Source organism: Chryseobacterium sp. KLBC 52, from assembly GCF_003347605.1.
Taxonomy (GTDB): Bacteria; Bacteroidota; Bacteroidia; order Flavobacteriales; family Weeksellaceae; genus Chryseobacterium.
On the sequence record NZ_QDFZ01000023.1, the window covers coordinates 1 to 17,357 of the forward strand.

18 protein-coding genes and 1 other RNA gene are annotated in these 17,357 nt (G+C 36.0%); 17 read left to right on the forward strand and 2 right to left on the reverse strand.

Features of this window, described 5'->3' with window-relative positions; all coding sequences use genetic code 11:
* Positions 1-51: 51 nt before the first annotated feature.
* The 5 genes from DDF69_RS19955 to DDF69_RS19975 all read left to right on the forward strand — a co-directional run bounded on the left by DDF69_RS19955 (position 52) and on the right by DDF69_RS19975 (position 4,740).
* Positions 52-1,304, forward strand: a protein-coding gene (locus DDF69_RS19955; RefSeq protein ID WP_114822321.1) for an IS3 family transposase whose coding sequence is annotated in 2 segments (ribosomal slippage) — positions 52-379 and positions 379-1,304 — 1,254 coding nt in all. Because the reading frame shifts where the segments join, the coding sequence is not laid out codon by codon here.
* Between the two features lie 321 nt (positions 1,305-1,625).
* The gene (locus tag DDF69_RS19960) at positions 1,626-2,462 is read left to right on the forward strand and encodes a 1,4-dihydroxy-2-naphthoyl-CoA synthase (protein WP_034697698.1); all 837 of its coding nucleotides are present in this window, start codon (positions 1,626-1,628) and stop codon (positions 2,460-2,462) included.
* 81 nt (positions 2,463-2,543) lie between these two features.
* Positions 2,544-3,473, forward strand: coding sequence for a 1,4-dihydroxy-2-naphthoate octaprenyltransferase (gene menA, locus DDF69_RS19965; protein ID WP_114822322.1), 930 nt, complete (start codon positions 2,544-2,546; stop codon positions 3,471-3,473).
* A gap of 16 nt (positions 3,474-3,489) precedes the next feature.
* Entirely contained in the window at positions 3,490-3,939 is a 450-nt protein-coding gene (locus DDF69_RS19970) for an SRPBCC family protein (RefSeq protein ID WP_114822323.1), read from the forward strand.
* A 114-nt stretch (positions 3,940-4,053) separates the two neighbouring features.
* Positions 4,054-4,740: a metal-dependent hydrolase gene (locus DDF69_RS19975; protein ID WP_114822324.1), complete on the forward strand. Its 687-nt coding sequence runs from the start codon at positions 4,054-4,056 to the stop codon at positions 4,738-4,740.
* 117 nt (positions 4,741-4,857) lie between these two features.
* On the opposite strand, the gene ffs is transcribed toward DDF69_RS19975, so the two are convergent.
* Positions 4,858-4,955, reverse strand: an RNA gene (ffs, locus tag DDF69_RS19980) — signal recognition particle sRNA small type.
* A 131-nt stretch (positions 4,956-5,086) separates the two neighbouring features.
* On the opposite strand from ffs, the gene DDF69_RS19985 reads away from it, so the two are divergent.
* The 12 genes from DDF69_RS19985 to DDF69_RS20040 all read left to right on the forward strand — a co-directional run bounded on the left by DDF69_RS19985 (position 5,087) and on the right by DDF69_RS20040 (position 16,668).
* Complete coding sequence (locus tag DDF69_RS19985) at positions 5,087-5,689, forward strand: DUF4199 domain-containing protein (protein ID WP_114822325.1); 603 nt, start codon at positions 5,087-5,089, stop codon at positions 5,687-5,689.
* 16 nt (positions 5,690-5,705) lie between these two features.
* Positions 5,706-6,656 carry a glycosyltransferase family 2 protein gene (locus DDF69_RS19990; protein WP_047429937.1) on the forward strand — a complete coding sequence of 317 codons (951 nt, stop codon included), beginning with the start codon at positions 5,706-5,708 and terminating at the stop codon, positions 6,654-6,656.
* A gap of 208 nt (positions 6,657-6,864) precedes the next feature.
* Positions 6,865-7,254: a hypothetical protein gene (locus DDF69_RS19995; RefSeq protein ID WP_114822326.1), complete on the forward strand. Its 390-nt coding sequence runs from the start codon at positions 6,865-6,867 to the stop codon at positions 7,252-7,254.
* A gap of 189 nt (positions 7,255-7,443) precedes the next feature.
* Entirely contained in the window at positions 7,444-8,145 is a 702-nt protein-coding gene (locus tag DDF69_RS20000) for a GIN domain-containing protein (protein ID WP_114822327.1), read from the forward strand.
* Between the two features lie 64 nt (positions 8,146-8,209).
* Positions 8,210-9,925 carry a phospho-sugar mutase gene (locus DDF69_RS20005; protein ID WP_114822328.1) on the forward strand — a complete coding sequence of 572 codons (1,716 nt, stop codon included), beginning with the start codon at positions 8,210-8,212 and terminating at the stop codon, positions 9,923-9,925.
* An 18-nt stretch (positions 9,926-9,943) separates the two neighbouring features.
* Positions 9,944-10,855: a hypothetical protein gene (locus DDF69_RS20010; protein WP_114822329.1), complete on the forward strand. Its 912-nt coding sequence runs from the start codon at positions 9,944-9,946 to the stop codon at positions 10,853-10,855.
* Positions 10,856-10,877: 22 nt separating this feature from the next.
* Positions 10,878-12,131: a pyridoxal phosphate-dependent aminotransferase gene (locus DDF69_RS20015; RefSeq protein WP_114822330.1), complete on the forward strand. Its 1,254-nt coding sequence runs from the start codon at positions 10,878-10,880 to the stop codon at positions 12,129-12,131.
* Between the two features lie 400 nt (positions 12,132-12,531).
* Positions 12,532-13,518 carry a phosphatase PAP2 family protein gene (locus DDF69_RS20020; RefSeq protein WP_114822331.1) on the forward strand — a complete coding sequence of 329 codons (987 nt, stop codon included), beginning with the start codon at positions 12,532-12,534 and terminating at the stop codon, positions 13,516-13,518.
* A gap of 139 nt (positions 13,519-13,657) precedes the next feature.
* The gene (kdsB, locus tag DDF69_RS20025) at positions 13,658-14,380 is read left to right on the forward strand and encodes a 3-deoxy-manno-octulosonate cytidylyltransferase (protein WP_114822332.1); all 723 of its coding nucleotides are present in this window, start codon (positions 13,658-13,660) and stop codon (positions 14,378-14,380) included.
* A gap of 98 nt (positions 14,381-14,478) precedes the next feature.
* The gene (locus DDF69_RS20030; protein ID WP_114822333.1) at positions 14,479-15,141 is read left to right on the forward strand and encodes a histidine kinase; all 663 of its coding nucleotides are present in this window, start codon (positions 14,479-14,481) and stop codon (positions 15,139-15,141) included.
* Between the two features lie 34 nt (positions 15,142-15,175).
* Positions 15,176-15,751, forward strand: coding sequence for a glutathione peroxidase (locus DDF69_RS20035; RefSeq protein WP_114822334.1), 576 nt, complete (start codon positions 15,176-15,178; stop codon positions 15,749-15,751).
* 11 nt (positions 15,752-15,762) lie between these two features.
* Positions 15,763-16,668, forward strand: coding sequence for an ADP-ribosylglycohydrolase family protein (locus DDF69_RS20040; protein WP_114822335.1), 906 nt, complete (start codon positions 15,763-15,765; stop codon positions 16,666-16,668).
* Positions 16,669-16,672: 4 nt separating this feature from the next.
* On the opposite strand, the gene DDF69_RS20045 is transcribed toward DDF69_RS20040, so the two are convergent.
* Complete coding sequence (locus DDF69_RS20045; protein ID WP_114822336.1) at positions 16,673-17,329, reverse strand: NAD(P)H-binding protein; 657 nt, start codon at positions 17,327-17,329, stop codon at positions 16,673-16,675.
* Positions 17,330-17,357 lie beyond the last annotated feature (28 nt).

Here is a 17,357-nt window from a genome sequence, read left to right on the forward strand (position 1 = left end):
TGTCTCGTCCTGAAAAAGGTTGACTAAAAAACCATAAAATTAGTCACCCTTATGAATCTAAAAAAAACATCGTCCCCTGTCCAAGAATACAGTGAGGCATTCAAACGACAAGTTGTCTCTGAATATGAACGGGGATTATATACAAAATCCCAATTGCAAACTCGATACAATATTCGGGGTAATTCATGCATTTCAAGTTGGTTAATAAAATATGGTAACTTTACTTATGAAAAACAATTAAGTAAAGGCAGACCTATGAAAGATCCACAGAAACAAAAGATTAAAGAGCTTGAAGCTGCTTTATCCAAAAAGGAAGAAGAGCTCAAAGTGTTTAAGAGATTTATAGAAATCGCAGAGCGTGAGTTGAAGATTGAAATTGTAAAAAAGTCTGGTTCCAATCAATCCAGGAAATAAGGCCGTATACAAATCTTTCACTGGAAGATATCTGCCGATTGTTTGGATACAGTAAACAAGCTTATTATAAAAGGAAGAAACAGCCTGATTCTATCAATAATCAAAAAAGGATTATAGAACTGGTATTATCAATTCGTAAGAAGATGCCTAAAATAGGGACTCGAAAACTTTATGTATTACTTAAAAATGATTTTTCAAAAGAGGATCTTCGTATAGGAAGAGATCGGCTATTTCAACTTTTAAGATCGAATTATCTTTTAATTCCCAGAAGACACAGTTATTTTAAAACAACCAATTCCAGACATTGGATGAAGAAATACCCGAATATTATTAAAGAAAAGGAGTTGAAATGTTCAGAAAAAGTTTGGGTTGCAGATATTACCTATCTGAAGACTAAAGAGAAAAATTATTATCTTCATTTGATTACCGATGCCTATTCAAAGAAAATTGTAGGATATGAACTAAGTGATAATTTACAGACTGCCTCCACATTGAAAGCATTAAAACAAGCCATAAAGAACAGGGTGTATAAACATTCTTTAATTCATCATTCAGACAGAGGATTGCAGTATTGTAGTAAAGAATATACTGAAACGTTAAGGAAAAGTGATATTCTTATCAGTATGACCGAGAACTCGGATCCTTATGAGAATGCTGTAGCAGAGAGGGTAAACGGCATTCTGAAATATGAGTTTGGATTGATTGATACTTTTGAAAACTTTAAGAATCTCTCACAGCAGCTTGATCAATCAATTTATTATTATAATAATTTAAGACCTCATTTTTCCCTAAATTATAACATCCCTAGCCAAGTGCATATGAAAAATAACGTGAAATTAAAAACATACAAAAAACAAAATCAGAATAGGAAAATTCCTACTCTGATTTAAGTATATTTGAAATATTAAACTAGTCAACCTTTTTCAGGACTAGTCAGTAAACAAAAAGTGCTGACGAGCCTCTTATCCGGATTTTATCTTTTATGTAAGAGTTTTTTTTGGGGGGGATTTTGAGTGAAATTCTATAAACCTAACAGGTTTTTAAAACCTGTTAGGTTTAATTTGTTACCGGTCCTCCTATGCAGTTTCTGTCGAAAATTCTTCATACCGGATTCATGCATTCAGAATTTCTGTTTTTTATAGAGATGAACCTTAAATTTCAACCTGAGAATTTCTCTGTAATTCCGTATCTTTGAGAAAAATTTTTCTAAGATGATCGAGTGGAAAACCGCCAAGGAATACGAAGATATTACCTATAAAAAATCTAACGGAGTAGCAAGAATTGCTTTCAACAGACCTGAGGTGCGTAATGCTTTCAGACCTAAAACAACTTCAGAATTATACGATGCTTTTTATGATGCCTATGAAGATCCTTCAATAGGGGTTGTATTACTTTCAGGAGAAGGGCCAAGTCCTAAAGACGGTGGCTGGGCATTCTGCAGCGGAGGGGATCAAAAAGCCAGAGGACACCAGGGGTATGTAGGAGAAGATGGAAGACACCGTTTGAACATCCTTGAAGTTCAGCGTCTGATCCGTTTCATGCCGAAAGTAGTAATCGCCGTGGTTCCGGGATGGGCAGTTGGTGGAGGACACTCACTTCACGTAGTATGTGACCTTACTTTGGCAAGTGAAGAACATGCTATTTTCAAGCAGACAGATGCTGATGTTACCAGTTTTGATGGTGGTTATGGTTCGGCTTACCTTGCTAAAATGGTAGGACAGAAAAAAGCCCGTGAAATTTTCTTTTTAGGAAGAAATTATTCTGCTCAGGAAGCTTTCGAAATGGGAATGGTCAATAAAGTAGTTCCTCATGCAGAATTAGAAGACACTGCTTACGAATGGGCACAGGAAATATTAGCCAAATCTCCAACTTCTATCAGAATGCTGAAATTTGCCATGAACCTTACAGACGACGGTATGGTAGGACAGCAGGTTTTTGCGGGAGAAGCTACCCGTCTTGCTTATATGACAGAAGAGGCTCAGGAAGGAAGAAATGCTTTCCTTGAAAAAAGAAAGCCCAACTTCGGAGAAGATCAATGGATATCATAACATGAGTGATGAGTAATAAGTAATGAGCAATATTTTTCATTACTTATTACCCATTACCCATTACCTATTACTTATAAATTTATGACACATTGGATAAAAGCCGCAAGGCTAAGAACTTTACCGCTTTCCCTAAGCGGAATAATTATGGGGGCTTTCATTGCAAAATGGAGACTTTATGGAGAGGGAGGAGTCTGGGACTGGAAAATCCTTGCGCTCGCTCTTTTGGTTACGCTTTTATACCAGATTTTATCAAATTATGCGAATGATTATGGGGATGGAGTAAAAGGAACCGATGCCAAAAGAATCAATGAAGCAGAAGCAAGAGCTGTAGCATCAGGCAAAATTACTGCAAAACAAATGAAGAATGCAGTAATCCTTTTCGCAGCATTATCTTTCATTGCTACCATTGCTTTGCTATATGTAGCCTTCATTCCAAATTATATGAATGAATTCTATATCTTCATAGGATTGGGAGTAGCATGCATTCTTGCTGCAATTGGATATACGGTAGGTAAAAAACCTTACGGATACATGGGATTGGGAGACATCTTCGTGTTTATCTTTTTTGGACTGGTTTCTGTATGTGGAAGCTATTTTTTATTCACAAAAACTTTCAGCTGGGATATATTATTACCCGGAACAGCAGTTGGAATGATGAGTATGGCTGTTCTTAACCTGAACAATATGAGAGATATCGAAAGTGATAGACTATCTGGGAAAAACAGCTTTGCATTGAGAATCGGATTCAAAAATGCGATGATCTATGAAATGGTTCTGTTGCAGCTGCCATTATTGCTTATTCTTGTATTTTTAGGAATGAATGGATTTATGCAACAGCAAAACTATTATGTCTTCATCGTAATGATTCTGTTGTTTCCACTATCAAAACTAAGAAGAAAGATATTATCTGTAAAAGAACCGAAAGAATTAGATCAATATTTGAAGCAGGTAGGGATCATGACTTTTGTAATGGCGATTCTTACAGCTGCCGGACTTAATTTATTTAACTAATCCAAAATAGTATATCATGAGTTCTAATGTCTATGTTGAAGCTCAAATGCTTATCAGAAAACCGGTTGAAGATGTTTTTGAAGCATTCATCAATCCTGAAAAAACTACGAATTTCTGGTTTACCAAATCCACCGGAAAATTGGAAGAAGGCAAGACCGTTACCTGGGAATGGGAAATGTACGGAGTAAAAAACGTAGTGAAAGTTCACGAGATCATTCCCAATCAGCTGATCAGAACAGAGTGGGGAGAGCATTCAACCAACGTAGACTATGAATTCAAAACCATGGAAAAAGGAACTCTTGTTATCATTAAAAGCTATGGATTCAGCCAAACGGGTGAAGATCTGCTTAAAGTAATTAATGACAATACAGGAGGTTTTACCACAGTTTTAGACGGTTGTAAAGCATATCTGGAACATGGGATTAATTTAAGATTGATTGAAGATAAATTCCCGGCGAAAAAATAAATTAAAGAAAACACAGATGGCACGAATGCTTTCACGAATATCACTAATCTCATGTGCTCTTTGTGAAATTATTTGAGTCATTTGTGTTTAATAATAATTGAAATTAAATTTAAAATGAAAATACAATTCCTAGGGCAAAATTGTTTCCTGTTCACGTACAAGGACAAAACAATTCTGAGCGACCCTTTTTACAACTACAAAAAAGCAGAATCAGGTTTTGATATCGCTGCTCAAAAAATCGACTACATTCTGTTGACTCATGCACATGGTGATCATATCGCCGATGTAGCAGAAGTATTACAGCATCATCCGGATGCTACCATCATTGGAGTTCCTGAAGTATGCGGTTATTTCCAGCAGGCTAAAAATAAAGACGATGTGAACTTAGGAGGATCGGCAAAAATCGACGATCTTAAAATTTCCATGGTTCCGGCTCACCACACAAGTTCTTTCCCGGATGGAAGCTATGGAGGCGTTCCTGTAGGATATATTTTCAGACTTCCTGAAGGTAAGAACATCTATTTGGCAGGTGATACAGGAGTAATGGCTGATATGGAGCTGTTCCCGAGACTATACGGAAACATCGATCTTTCTATTCTTCCCATCGGAAGCCACTACACTATGTGTCCTAGAAAAGCTTCTTTTGCAGCAGCAGAGCTATTAAAAACACCGAAAGTAATCGGATGCCACTTTGATACTTTCCCTGCAATCGAAATCAATCATGAAAGTGCACTACAACATTTTGCTGATAAAAATGTAGAACTTATTTTACCAAAATTAGGAGAGACGTTCGAATTTTAATCAATAACTGAACCGGAGGTAATCTGAAAATTAGAAAAATGAAAATGATGCGTAAGGTATTAAAAACAAAAAAAGATAATTATCAAATTACCTCTCTTCTTACTTTAAAACAAAAAAAAATGGCAAGCTACCTAAATCACACCGCTACGACCGATTACCTTTGCTGCGTTCCCACCCTGGAGGATTCTCAGGAGCTGGTTGTTTAGGACTTGCCGTTGCAAAGGTAGGAATATTTTATAAACTTCAAAACTTTATCAAAGAAAATTAGTTGAAAAAATGCAGTGGTAAAGCTAAACGCCTGACATTTAGAGGGAAAAATTTTCAACTTTTTTTTAAAAATTTAAATATGACGAAAAGTCCATCAACACTAGGAATTATACTTTTTATCGCTACAATGATCGTTTTCTTTGTAGTATATACTTTTTTCTCAGGAATCAATTATTTTGATATCTCTTTGAAAGCCAATGCTTTTGTTTTGCCTCTTTTATATGCCGGAGCTGCATTCTGGTCTGTAAAATCGTTTTGGAACAACCATAGAGTCGTAAAATTCAAAGAAGCTTTTAAGAGAGCGTTCGTTCCGATGTTCATCGGAGGGATTCTTTCCATCTTCAGTATTTATGCATTTTTAACCTTCGTTGATCCTGCCGCAAAAAGCCTTTTGAACTATCAATATGTTCAGAGACAAAAATCAGAACTGGATACAGAATACACTTCTGCAAGAAAAATTCTCAAGCATCAGAAGGATATTGATGAGCTGGATCAGAAATACAAAGAAAGACTGCAAAGCTTCACGCCAGAGGCGGTTAAAGGAAAAGATATGCTTACCGCAAGTCATTTTTCAGGATATTTTGCAGCAATTCTTATATTTTACGTAGTTTTGTCGGTGTTTTTCGGAGCGTTTTTCAGAACAAGAACGATACATCAGCCCGAAGAAACCAATCAAGCCTAATTTTTATTAAAATTAAATGAATTTATCTATAGTTATTCCGTTACTGAACGAAGAAGATTCTCTGGAAGAGCTTTTTTCAAGAATTGATAAAGTATGCACAACCAGCAATTTATCTTATGAAATCTGGTTCGTAGACGATGGAAGTACGGATTTGTCGTGGAGTATTATTGAGAATATGAAAGTTCAGTATCCTCAGATCCACGCTATTAAATTTTCCAGAAATTATGGAAAATCACAGGCGCTTCATGCCGCTTTTGAAAGAACAAACGGAGATGTCGTCATCACAATGGATGCCGATTTACAGGATTTCCCGGAAGAAATTCCGGAATTGTATAATATGGTGATTCATGATAATTATGATATCGTTTCCGGTTGGAAAAAGAAGCGTTTTGATAATGTGATGACGAAAAACATTCCGTCAAAACTATTCAATGCGGCAGCAAGAAAAGTTTCCGGAGTTTATCTTCACGATTTTAACTGTGGTTTGAAAGCCTACAAAAAACAGGTGGTAAAATCTGTGGATGTTTACGGGGATATGCACCGTTATATTCCGGTATTGGCGGCCAACGCTGGTTTCAGAAGAATCACGGAAAAAGAAGTACAGCACCAGGCAAGACCTTACGGAACTTCAAAATTCGGGACCGAAAGATTTGTAAGAGGTTTTCTGGATTTGATAACGCTTTGGTTTGTAAGCCGTTTTGGAGGAAGACCAATGCATTTCTTCGGAGCTGTGGGAACTTTAATGTTTATTGTTGGTTTTCTTTCCGCACTTTGGCTGGGAATTTCTAAACTGATTGATGTGGCAAGAGGAATTTACGGACATTTGATTACCAATAACCCTTGGTTCTTTATTGCATTAACCATGATGATTATGGGAACCCTTCTCTTTATCGCAGGATTCTTGGGAGAAATGATCATAAGAACCAACCGTGAGCATAAGAATTATAATATTGATGAAGTGATATAATCTTTAAACACTAATGGCACGAATGCTTCACAAATGACACTATAGGTGTTTGTGATATTGGTGAATAAAATTAGTGGATATTAGTGTATAAAATTTGTGTAATTAGTGGTTTTTAATAACCACAATTAATAATAACTTCATCTTAATAAATAAAAGCACTCTGTCAACAGGGTGCTTTTTTGTAATTTTATAAAAACTTTTAATCTCAATGTTTCAACTCAAATCAATCCTTTTTTATCTTCTTTTATTCCTGATAATTTCCTGTTCATCCAACAAACTCTCTGGTTCGTGGGAGTTTATCAATATTTATGATGGAGAAATTCACCAGACAGATACACTGAAAAGCAAAACAAATAATTCCAGATACGGAACAGGAATTCTGACCTTTTATCAGGATAAAACTTTCACTTCAATGGGGAACAATGGAACTTACCAGATAGAAAATAAACTGTTGAAAATGAAGTATAATGACGATGAAAATATAACCCCGATGAAAATTTCCAATGTAAGTAAAAATTATCTTCTTTTATTTTCAATGGCGGGAAGTCCTAAAACATGGTTTTATAAAAAAGTAAAAGGAATTGATAATAAGAAATAGCCTCTCCTGAAAAGTAAAAAATTGAAAATTATCAGGTATTTTATTGTCAAAAGACAAAGATTTTTAGAAATTTTAATCCTATTTTTGTTCAAAATAATATTGAAAGTCCTGTGAGAGACCTGAAAAAAGCTTTCAGAGATTTTCAGTAAAGATCGTCACGATTATAATATAGAATATTTAAAATTAAATATGAAAAAAGTTGTATACACATTGATGCTGGTGGCAGTCGTTTCCTGTGGAAAAGTTTCTCCAAAAGGGAATATTGAAAAGAAAGATGTGGATGTTTCGGAATTCGTTAACCTTGATCTGGAAGGTAAATTCCGTGTATTTTATGCCAGAGGTCCGAAAAATTTTGTAGAAATAGAAACCTATCCGAATGTAGCGAGCAATCTGGATGTGGATGTAAAAGATAAAACCCTTTTTATTAAAGAAAAAAGAGGGACAAAAGGGGTAGATTTTTACAATGTAACGATTTATTCCAAATATAATCTGGAAAAAGTTGCTGTTTCTGATTCTGTGGAAGTGAATATCTCAAGTGAAATCAAAACAGACAATTTCAGGCTTACTATGAAAAATAATGCAAGCTTCATGGGATCTGTGAATACCAGAAGAGCAGAAGTGGAAATGCACAACAGAAGCCGCGCCAACTTTCTGGGATTGTCTAAAGATGCTCTTATAAAGATTTCAGATACAGCAAGTTTAATTGCTCCTTACTGGAAAATTACCAATTTGAATATTGATTCTAAAAACGGAAATTACGCAGAAGTAAATGTAAAAGATTCTTTAAAAGGGCATATTCAGAACACTGCAAAATTTATTTATTACAACGATCCGATCAGAGCGTTCAAAATTGATAAAACGACGAAAGTCGAAAACAAAAAGCTGGATTAAAAAACAGCATTATTTAAACTAGAAACTAGGAACTTTACAAACTATAAAAGAACAACTTATAAATATGAATACACTAGAAAAAGCGAAACTTTGGTTAAGTGATACCTTCGATAAGGAAACGAGAGATGCTGTACAATTACTGATTGACAGCAATTCCCCTGATCTGGAAGATTCTTTCTACAGAGAACTGGAATTCGGTACAGGAGGTATGCGTGGGATAATGGGAGTAGGAACCAACCGCTTGAATAAATATACATTAGGGCAGGCTACTCAGGGATTGGCCAATTATATGCTTCAGCAGTTCAAAGGAGAAGAGATTAAAGTGGCTATCGCTTATGATGTTCGTAACAACTCAAAAGAATTCGGGAAACTGGTAGCAGATGTTTTGACAGCTAACGGAATTAAAGTTTTACTTTTCAAAGATCACAGACCGACTCCGGAATTGTCATTCACGGTACGTGATAAAAAATGTAATGGAGGAATTGTTTTAACAGCTTCTCACAACCCGCCGGAATATAACGGTTATAAAGTATACTGGAATGATGGAGCACAAATTGTTCCACCTAATGATGAAGCGATTATCAATGAAGTATATTCTGTAAAATTCGAAGAAATTAAATTCAACGGAAATGATGATCTGATCGAATGGATCGGAGAGGAGCAGGACGATGTGTATATCGATGCGTGTATTGAAAACTCTACGTATCAGAATGTTGGAAAAGAAAATTTAAATATTGTTTTCACCTCTATCCACGGAACAACGTATACTACAATCCCGAAAGCTTTAGAAAAAGCAGGATTCAAAAAAGTAGATCTTGTAAGAGAACAGATGATCCCAAGCGGAAATTTCCCTACCGTAGATTCTCCAAACCCGGAGGAACCTGCAGCTTTGGAAATGGCAATGGATCTGGCAAGAATTACCAATGCAGACATCGTGATCGGAACAGATCCGGATGGAGACAGACTAGGAATTGCAGTAAGAAACCTTGATGGTGAAATGCAATTATTGAACGGTAACCAAACCAATACAATTCTTACGTATTACATTCTGAATGAGTGGAGAAAACAAGGGAAAATTACCGGAAAAGAGTTCATAGGTTCTACCATCGTAACTTCAGATATCTTCTTTGATATTGCACAGAAATTTGGGGTAGAATGCAAAGTAGGTCTTACCGGATTCAAATGGATCGGAAAAATGATCCGTGAAGCAGAAGGAACGCAGAAATTTGTGTGCGGTGGTGAGGAGAGTTTCGGATTCATGACCGGAGATTTTGTACGTGATAAAGACTCTTGCGGAAGTATCCTTGTAGCTTGTGAAATTGCTGCATGGTGCAAAGCCAACGGAAAAACTATGTACCAATACATGATCGAAATCTACGAAGATCTTGGAATGTATTATGAAGGATTAATCAATATCGTTAGAAAAGGAAAAGAAGGCGCTGAAGAAATTCAGAATATGATGAAAGACTTCCGTGAAAATCCTCCAAAAGAATTGGCAGGTTCATTAGTAGAAGAAGTGAAAGACTTTAAAGAACAGACAAGCCTTACCATTTCTACGAACGAGAAAAAAGTAATGAATGATATTCCGAAGTCTAACGTTTTGATCTATTACACACAGGATGGAACAAAAGTATGCGTAAGACCTTCAGGAACAGAACCTAAAATCAAGTTCTATGTTTCAGTGAAGGATTCCATTACTTCAGAAGCTGATTTCAGAGACAAATTAAAATCATTGGAAGCTAAAATTGGAGCCGTTAAAACAGATTTGAAACTGGATTAATGCGCTGAAATACAGCAGATGATAAAAAGAATTATAGCAATATGCATACTATCTGCAGCTGTAGTTTCCTGTAAAAAGGAAACTGCAGTTTCAGAAGTAAAACCGGTAAACGATTCGATTACCAAAACTGAATCCGAAGAAGATCAGTACAAACCCATAGACACCGCTTGTTCATCCGCTAACAAAACGGAGGATTATATCACGTCTCTTCAATGGTATCGTACGAAAATCGAAAAAGAGATGGCAGCTAACAGTCCGGAACAGAATGACAGAGTATACGAAGATTATTTAAAAATAAGAGGGAAGTATACCGGATGTCTGATGAATCTTCATACTGATGTTTTGGATAAATATGTAAATTATTATAATTACGAGAAGGATCAGTACAATTTTCCGGATAACGTTAAAAAAATAGCCTCAGAACTGAAAAAAGCTGGTCTTGAATTCAGGGAAGTGGGAGAAGGAATGACTGAAATATGGACCATTCCGGGATATTATTCCTCTCTTTTTAAAAATAAAGTGACTCCGGATTATGAAGCTTATATTTCACAAACGGATAAAGAGAGTGAAACCAATTATGCAGCAGATGCAGGATTGATAATCAGCTGGGAACAATTAGGAAACAGATTGATTTTCTGGGAGAATTTCATGAATAAATATCCTGAAAGCAAGCTGATAAAGACTGTAAAACAAGACTATAACTACTATTTGTCCGATTATCTTTTAGGAATGGATAATACACCCACCTATGAAAGAGAACAGGACAAAGGAACCGGAAAACTAAACGATGAAAACAGAGCGGAATTCAACAGGATGATTAAAAAATATCCGAATTCCAATACGGCAAAAAAAGCAAAAGAAGTAATGATCCTTTTTGATGCACAAACACCCGTAGATCAAATAGATGAGAGAATCAATGGAGAACGATAATATAAATTTAAAATAAGAAAAAGTGAAAGTTTCAAAATTAGCAGCGAACCTGATCGGTTCTGAAATTGTAAAAATTGGTAACGAAGTAAATGATTTAAAAGCAAAAGGAGCGGAAATTGCCAATCTTACTATTGGTGATCTGAATTCTAATATCTATCCTATTCCGGCATTGCTGAAGGAAGAGATTCAGAAAGCATATCAGAATAATCTGACGAACTATCCGCCTGCCAACGGACTTTTATCTTTAAGAAAAGAAGTTTCCAAAGACCTTAAAAAAAGATGGAATCTTGACTATTCTCCCGAAGATATCCTGATTACTGCAGGATCAAGACCTTTGATCTATGCTGTGTACAAAACCATCGTAGATGAAGGAGATAAAGTAGTATATCCTACACCATCATGGAACAACAATCACTATGCTTACCTTACTTCAGCCAACGCCGTAGAAGTGAAAACAAAACCTGAAACCAATTTCCTTCCGACTGCTGATGATTTAAGACCTCATTTGGATGGAGCGGTGTTATTAGCTTTGTGTTCTCCATTGAACCCTACGGGAACCATGTTTACAAAAGAACAGCTTTCAGAAATCTGTGAACTGGTCATTGCTGAAAACAAAAAAAGAGGAGCAGACGAAAAACCGTTATACTTAATGTATGACCAGATCTACTCTTGCCTTACATTCGGTGCTGAGCACGTAGATCCGGTTTCTCTTTTCCCTGAAATGAAAGACTACACCATCTATATCGACGGTATTTCAAAATGCCTTGCAGCAACAGGAGTACGTGTTGGATGGGGATTCGGACCAGCTCATATCCTGGATAAAATGAAGGCACTTCTTACTCACGTTGGAGCATGGGCACCAAAACCAGAGCAGGAAGCAACGGCTAAATTCTATGAAAATTCAGAGAATGTAGATACTTTCGTGAATGATTTTAAAGCTAAACTTGAAAACAGCTTAAAAGTACTTCACAACGGAGTTCAGGATTTAAAAGGAAAAGGACTTGCTGTTGACAGTATTGAACCAATGGGAGCTCTTTATCTTACTATTAAATTAGATTATATCGGGAAAACAAAACCAGACGGAGCTGTACTTGAAAACTCTTCAGACCTGGTATTCTACTTAATCAATGAAGCAGGAGTGGCATTAGTACCATTCTCAGCTTTCGGAGAGGAAAAATCAGAACCTTGGTTCCGTGCTTCTGTAGGAGGATTGGCTGTAGATGAGATCAAAGTAATGCTTCCAAAACTGGAAAGTGCTTTGAACAAATTAAAGTAATCTTTACATAAAATATAAATGCTTCGACTCTGTCCGGCATGGCATCGTTAAAATATATCTTTTAGTATTAGCAATGTCACGCTGAGCGGAGTCGAAGCGTTTTACACACCCTATAAAACCATGAAACTTCCTTGGAAATCCTTTTTTGAAACAAAATACGTGTTTTTTCAACACGGATGATGTTAAAAAGTTTCGGGTTCGGACTTTTCTATTCTTTTCTTTACATTTCCTGCATGTATTGAATTATTTTTCTGATCAAACATTTGCATTGAAGCTGCGTTTATTAATCAAAAAATTAAATAAATATTAAAAGTTAAATAATCTCTTTGTACGACACATAACAAGGAATTATCTTTGAGACTTTTACACACCTGAATATAATAAAGTCGAAAATTACACGATGAAAAAACTGAGATTTCTACTCTTACCAGTTTCAATACTGGTATGCTCACAAGAGGTTGATACCTTGAAGGTAAAAGAGCTTCCCAAGGAACTTGAATTACCAAAAGTACAAACCTACACCTTAAAAGACGGATCTGTCCGCACCTATCCCAAACCTAAATTATTGGATTTTGTAACCAAATTACCCCGAAACTTTATCAACACCAATAAAGATTTCGTAGCCAAAGATCATGCTTATTATCTGGGAGGTGCTGTTGCCGCTACGTTGATTCTTCTGCCATTTGATCAGAAACTGATTGACAACTCAAGAGAGCTTGCAGAAAAATGGGGAATGGATAAGGACAATAACTACCACAAAGTAGGAGGCGTTTTTAAAATCCCTAAAGATGTAGGATCTGCACTGTACCTGATAGGAAATGGTTCCACATTAGTATTGCTAGGAATTGGTTTCGGTACCTATGGATTGATTAAAAATGATTACAGAGCACAGGCTACAGCGAGCGGTTTGATGGAAAGTTTAATTCTTTCCGGAGTTTTCACCCAGACCCTTAAAAGAATTACCGGAAGAGAAAGTCCGTTTATTGCCGAAGAATACGGACACAAAGGAGGCGCATGGAATCCGTTTCCAAGTTTCTCCGCATTCAGTAAAAACACCTCGAATTACGATGCCATGCCGTCGGGGCATTTAACCACCTTCATGGCTGGAATCACAGTCATTGCAGATAACTATCCGGATGCCAAATGGATCAAGCCTGTAGGATATACACTGGCAGGAGCATTATGCTTTCAAATGATGCAGAGTAAAGTTCACTGGGCTTCAGACTATCCGCTAGCCCTATTAATGGGATATTTTATAGGAAAAACCATCTCAAAAAGCAGATATACTTCATCAGAAGGAACTATAGGGAAGACAAAATATAATCTCAACTTCACGGCATCCCGCCAATGGGAATACAATATGGTAGGCGTAAAACTCTCTTTTTAAACTCCGAAATCTCTGTTTTGTAGAGGAAATAAAATACTTTTCACTACATTTGATCTCAGGATAAAAGGTGTATCCGGACTTTTATAAATGCCGGAATGAAACCTCCTGATTTAAAAAGAATTACTTAATATTGTATTGAATGAAAATAATCGCTGTCATCCCTGCCCGTTATGAAGCAAGCCGTTTTCCAGGGAAACTAATGCAGATTTTAGGAGAAAAAACCGTGATTACTACAACCTATCAGAATGTAGTGGAAACCGGACTGTTTGATGAAGTATTTGTCGCCACAGACTCTGAAATTATTCTTGATGAAATCGTAAAAAACGGAGGAAAAGCCGTAATGACAGGACAACACGAGACCGGAAGCGACCGTATTGCTGAAGCAGTACAGAATATAGACTGTGATATCGTCATTAATGTTCAGGGAGATGAACCTTTCCTTAAGTTAGAACCTTTACGTCAGCTGATTGAAGTTTTTAAACATGACGACCAGCAGGAAATATCTTTAGCTTCCTTGAAAATACAACTGCATGAAAAAGAAGAAATTGAAAATCCGAATAACGTAAAAGTGATTACTGATAACAATGGTTTTGCCTTGTATTTCAGCCGTTCTGTAATTCCTTTTCACAGAGAAGTTTCTTATGATGTAAGTTATTTTAAACATATCGGTGTTTATGCCTTCAGAAAAGAAGCGCTGTTGCAGTTTTCAAAGCTGGCTATGAAACCATTGGAAATATCAGAAAAGATTGAATGTATCCGCTATCTTGAATATGGAATGAAAATCAAAATGATAGAAACCAATTTCGTAGGAGTAGGCATTGATACTCCGGAAGATCTTGAAAAAGCACGAAAGTTAATTTAAAATCAGAAGAACCAACAAAACAAATTGGCCTTTTAGATTTGTCGTGTTTTTGCAATTTTACATAAATCCCCCTATATTTGAATTTATAAATAAAATTAATGAAGAAGTTATTATTAGTATTTGGACTGATATTTTCGCATGTGATATTCGGACAGACCGCAAAGGAAATTATTGACAAAAACATTGAATTATCCGGAGGGTTAACCAATTGGAAATTATTAAACTCAGTATTGCTTCAGGGAAAAGTAATTCTGGGAATTAAAGATGAATATCCGATAAGAATTTTTCAACAGCGTCCAAATCTTACTAAAACATTGATTACGACCGGAGGAAAAGAAAGTGCTATTGAAGGTTTTGACGGTTCCAAAGGGTATGCAATGAATTATGCGGCCAACAAGCTTCAGGAATACCCTGAATATGTGCCGGAAAGTTTTGATAATGACTTCATTGATTGGGAAAACAAAGGATTTGACGCCAAATATCTTGGAAAAGAAAAAGTAGGAGAGATCTACTGTCATAAGGTAGAGCTTACCAAAAATGTCAATAAGAATATGTATTATTTTGATACAAAAACGTATATGCTGATCAAAGAAGTGAAAAAAGATGAAACGCTGATCTATTCTGATTTTAAAAAAGTTGGAAACCTGATCATGCCTTTCAGAATTGAATCTTCAAGTGCTAAAAAAGACGGAGATTATGTGATGTTATTAAACAAGGTAGACATCAATAAAGTTTTCCCGGCCAATATTTTTAAATTTTAATTCAATGGCAGTTCGCTGCACAAAATTATAAGAAATGAAAAAGATTTTTTTACTGCTGCTTTCTTTCATGGCATTTCTGCAAAGCTGCACCAACCAGAAAAGTGAAATTTCTAAAGCTAAAACCACAGAACTTATGGGAAAAACAATATATGACTTCAAAGTAGAAAGTCTTGATGGCAAAGAAATCAATTTTGCAGATTTTAAAGGAAAGAAAATTCTGATTGTCAATACCGCTTCAGAATGTGGATTTACCCCACAATACGCGGATCTCGAAAAGGTATACGAACAATATAAAGATAAATTGGTAGTGGTAGGTTTCCCTGCAAACAACTTCGGTGGACAGGAACCTGGAACCAATACTGAAATTGGTGCTTTCTGCCAGAAAAATTATGGGGTAACATTCCCGATGGCAGCTAAAGTTTCTGTAAAAGGTGATGATACAGCTCCTATCTTTAAATACCTAACTGAACAGGAATTGAACGGAGTAAAGAATACAAGCATCCTTTGGAACTTCACCAAATTCCTGATAGACGAAAACGGAAAACTGATCGACTCTTTCGTAAGTACTACAAAGCCTACTGATCAGGCGATCACAAAGTATCTGAAATAATAAATTATTATATGGATTTTCCGGATCGGTTTGAAGCTTGCATTGTTAGCGGAGCAATTGGAGATGCGTGGGGAAGCAGCTATGAAAATGAAGTTGAAACCGATGATTCACAGATTTATTATCTAGGAAAAAAGAATATAAAGCAAAGAGTTTGGAGTATTACGGATGATACACAAATGACTTTGGCAACTTGTGAAGTTTTGTCTGAAGGCAGCTTTACTCCTGAAAATCTTATCAATAAATTTTTAAAATATTACAGAAGCCATAAATTAACAGGAATTGGAGCTTCTACACTTAAGGCAATTTTAGATACAGAAGCTGGTATTCATTGGAGTCAGGCTGGTAGAATTGGAGAGTTTGCCGCAGGAAACGGAGGAGCGATGAGAATTGCTCCTTTTGCTTTTTTCTCAGATATTACAAGACAAGATGTTTACGATGCTTGTAAGGTAACACACAGAAATGATGAAGCCTTTTCTGGAGCTTTGGCTGTTTTTCTTTCTATAAAAGCAATCCTCAATTCGGATTGGAATGGGAAAAATAATCTTTTTGATATTATCATTCCGGAAATTCCTGATACCAATGTAAGAGACAGGTTAATCGAAATTAATTCAACAGAAAATAATTCTTCAATTTCAGAAATATCAAAATTGGGTAATAATGGCTATGTTGTTAATTCAGTTCCTTTCGCAATTTATTGTTCAACCAAAATTATTGATTTAGGTCTGGAAGAAATGTTGAAACAAATTATCAGTTCGGGAGGAGATACAGATACTAATGCTTCAATTGCCGGACAAATTGCAGGAACATTGATCGGAACTGAAAATATTCCCCATGAATTAATTTTGAAACTTAAAAAACTACCGGATTATAAATGGATCAAGCCAATTATTGATGCAACAAAACAGAAAATCAGTTGAATCATTATCCATTGCTTTTCTCCGCAAAACAGAAAATATTCCCCAGTTTGATACTAGAGTAGCCATTACTTTTTATTTTTGAAGAATTAATCATCGCCTTTGCTAAAATATCTGTTGGCAGAGGTTTTTGACTTTCTAACAGCCCAAGTTTATTGGCAAATTTAATAATGCGGCTTCCCAATACTTCTCCGGTTCTTTCAGAATCTTTTCGTTCAAGCATTCCCGGTTTAAAAATAGTGATCTTATTGAAATGCAGTTGTTTTACAGCTTCTTCCAGTTCGCCCTTCATTTTGGAATAGAAAATTTTAGACTGTGGATTGGCTCCGTAAGCTGATACCAGAATATAATCTTCCACTTCATTCTCTTTCGCCGCTTTTGCAAATTCATACTGATAATCAAAATCTACTTTCTTTTGGGCTTCTTTGCTTCCGGCATCTTTTAAAGTAGTTCCCAGACACGAAAATGCAACATCCCCTTTCACCATCTCTTTCCATTCCTCCGGTTTTTCAAAATTCACCACATGAACTTTCAGCTTATTATTCTGAATATCGACAGGTTTTCTGACAAAAATATCCACTTCATCAAACTCTTTGTCATTCAATAACTGATTGACAAGATCTTTTCCTGTGGCACCTGTAGCACCTATTACCAGAGCTTTCATAATAATTGCGATTTTGTGAGATTATTTC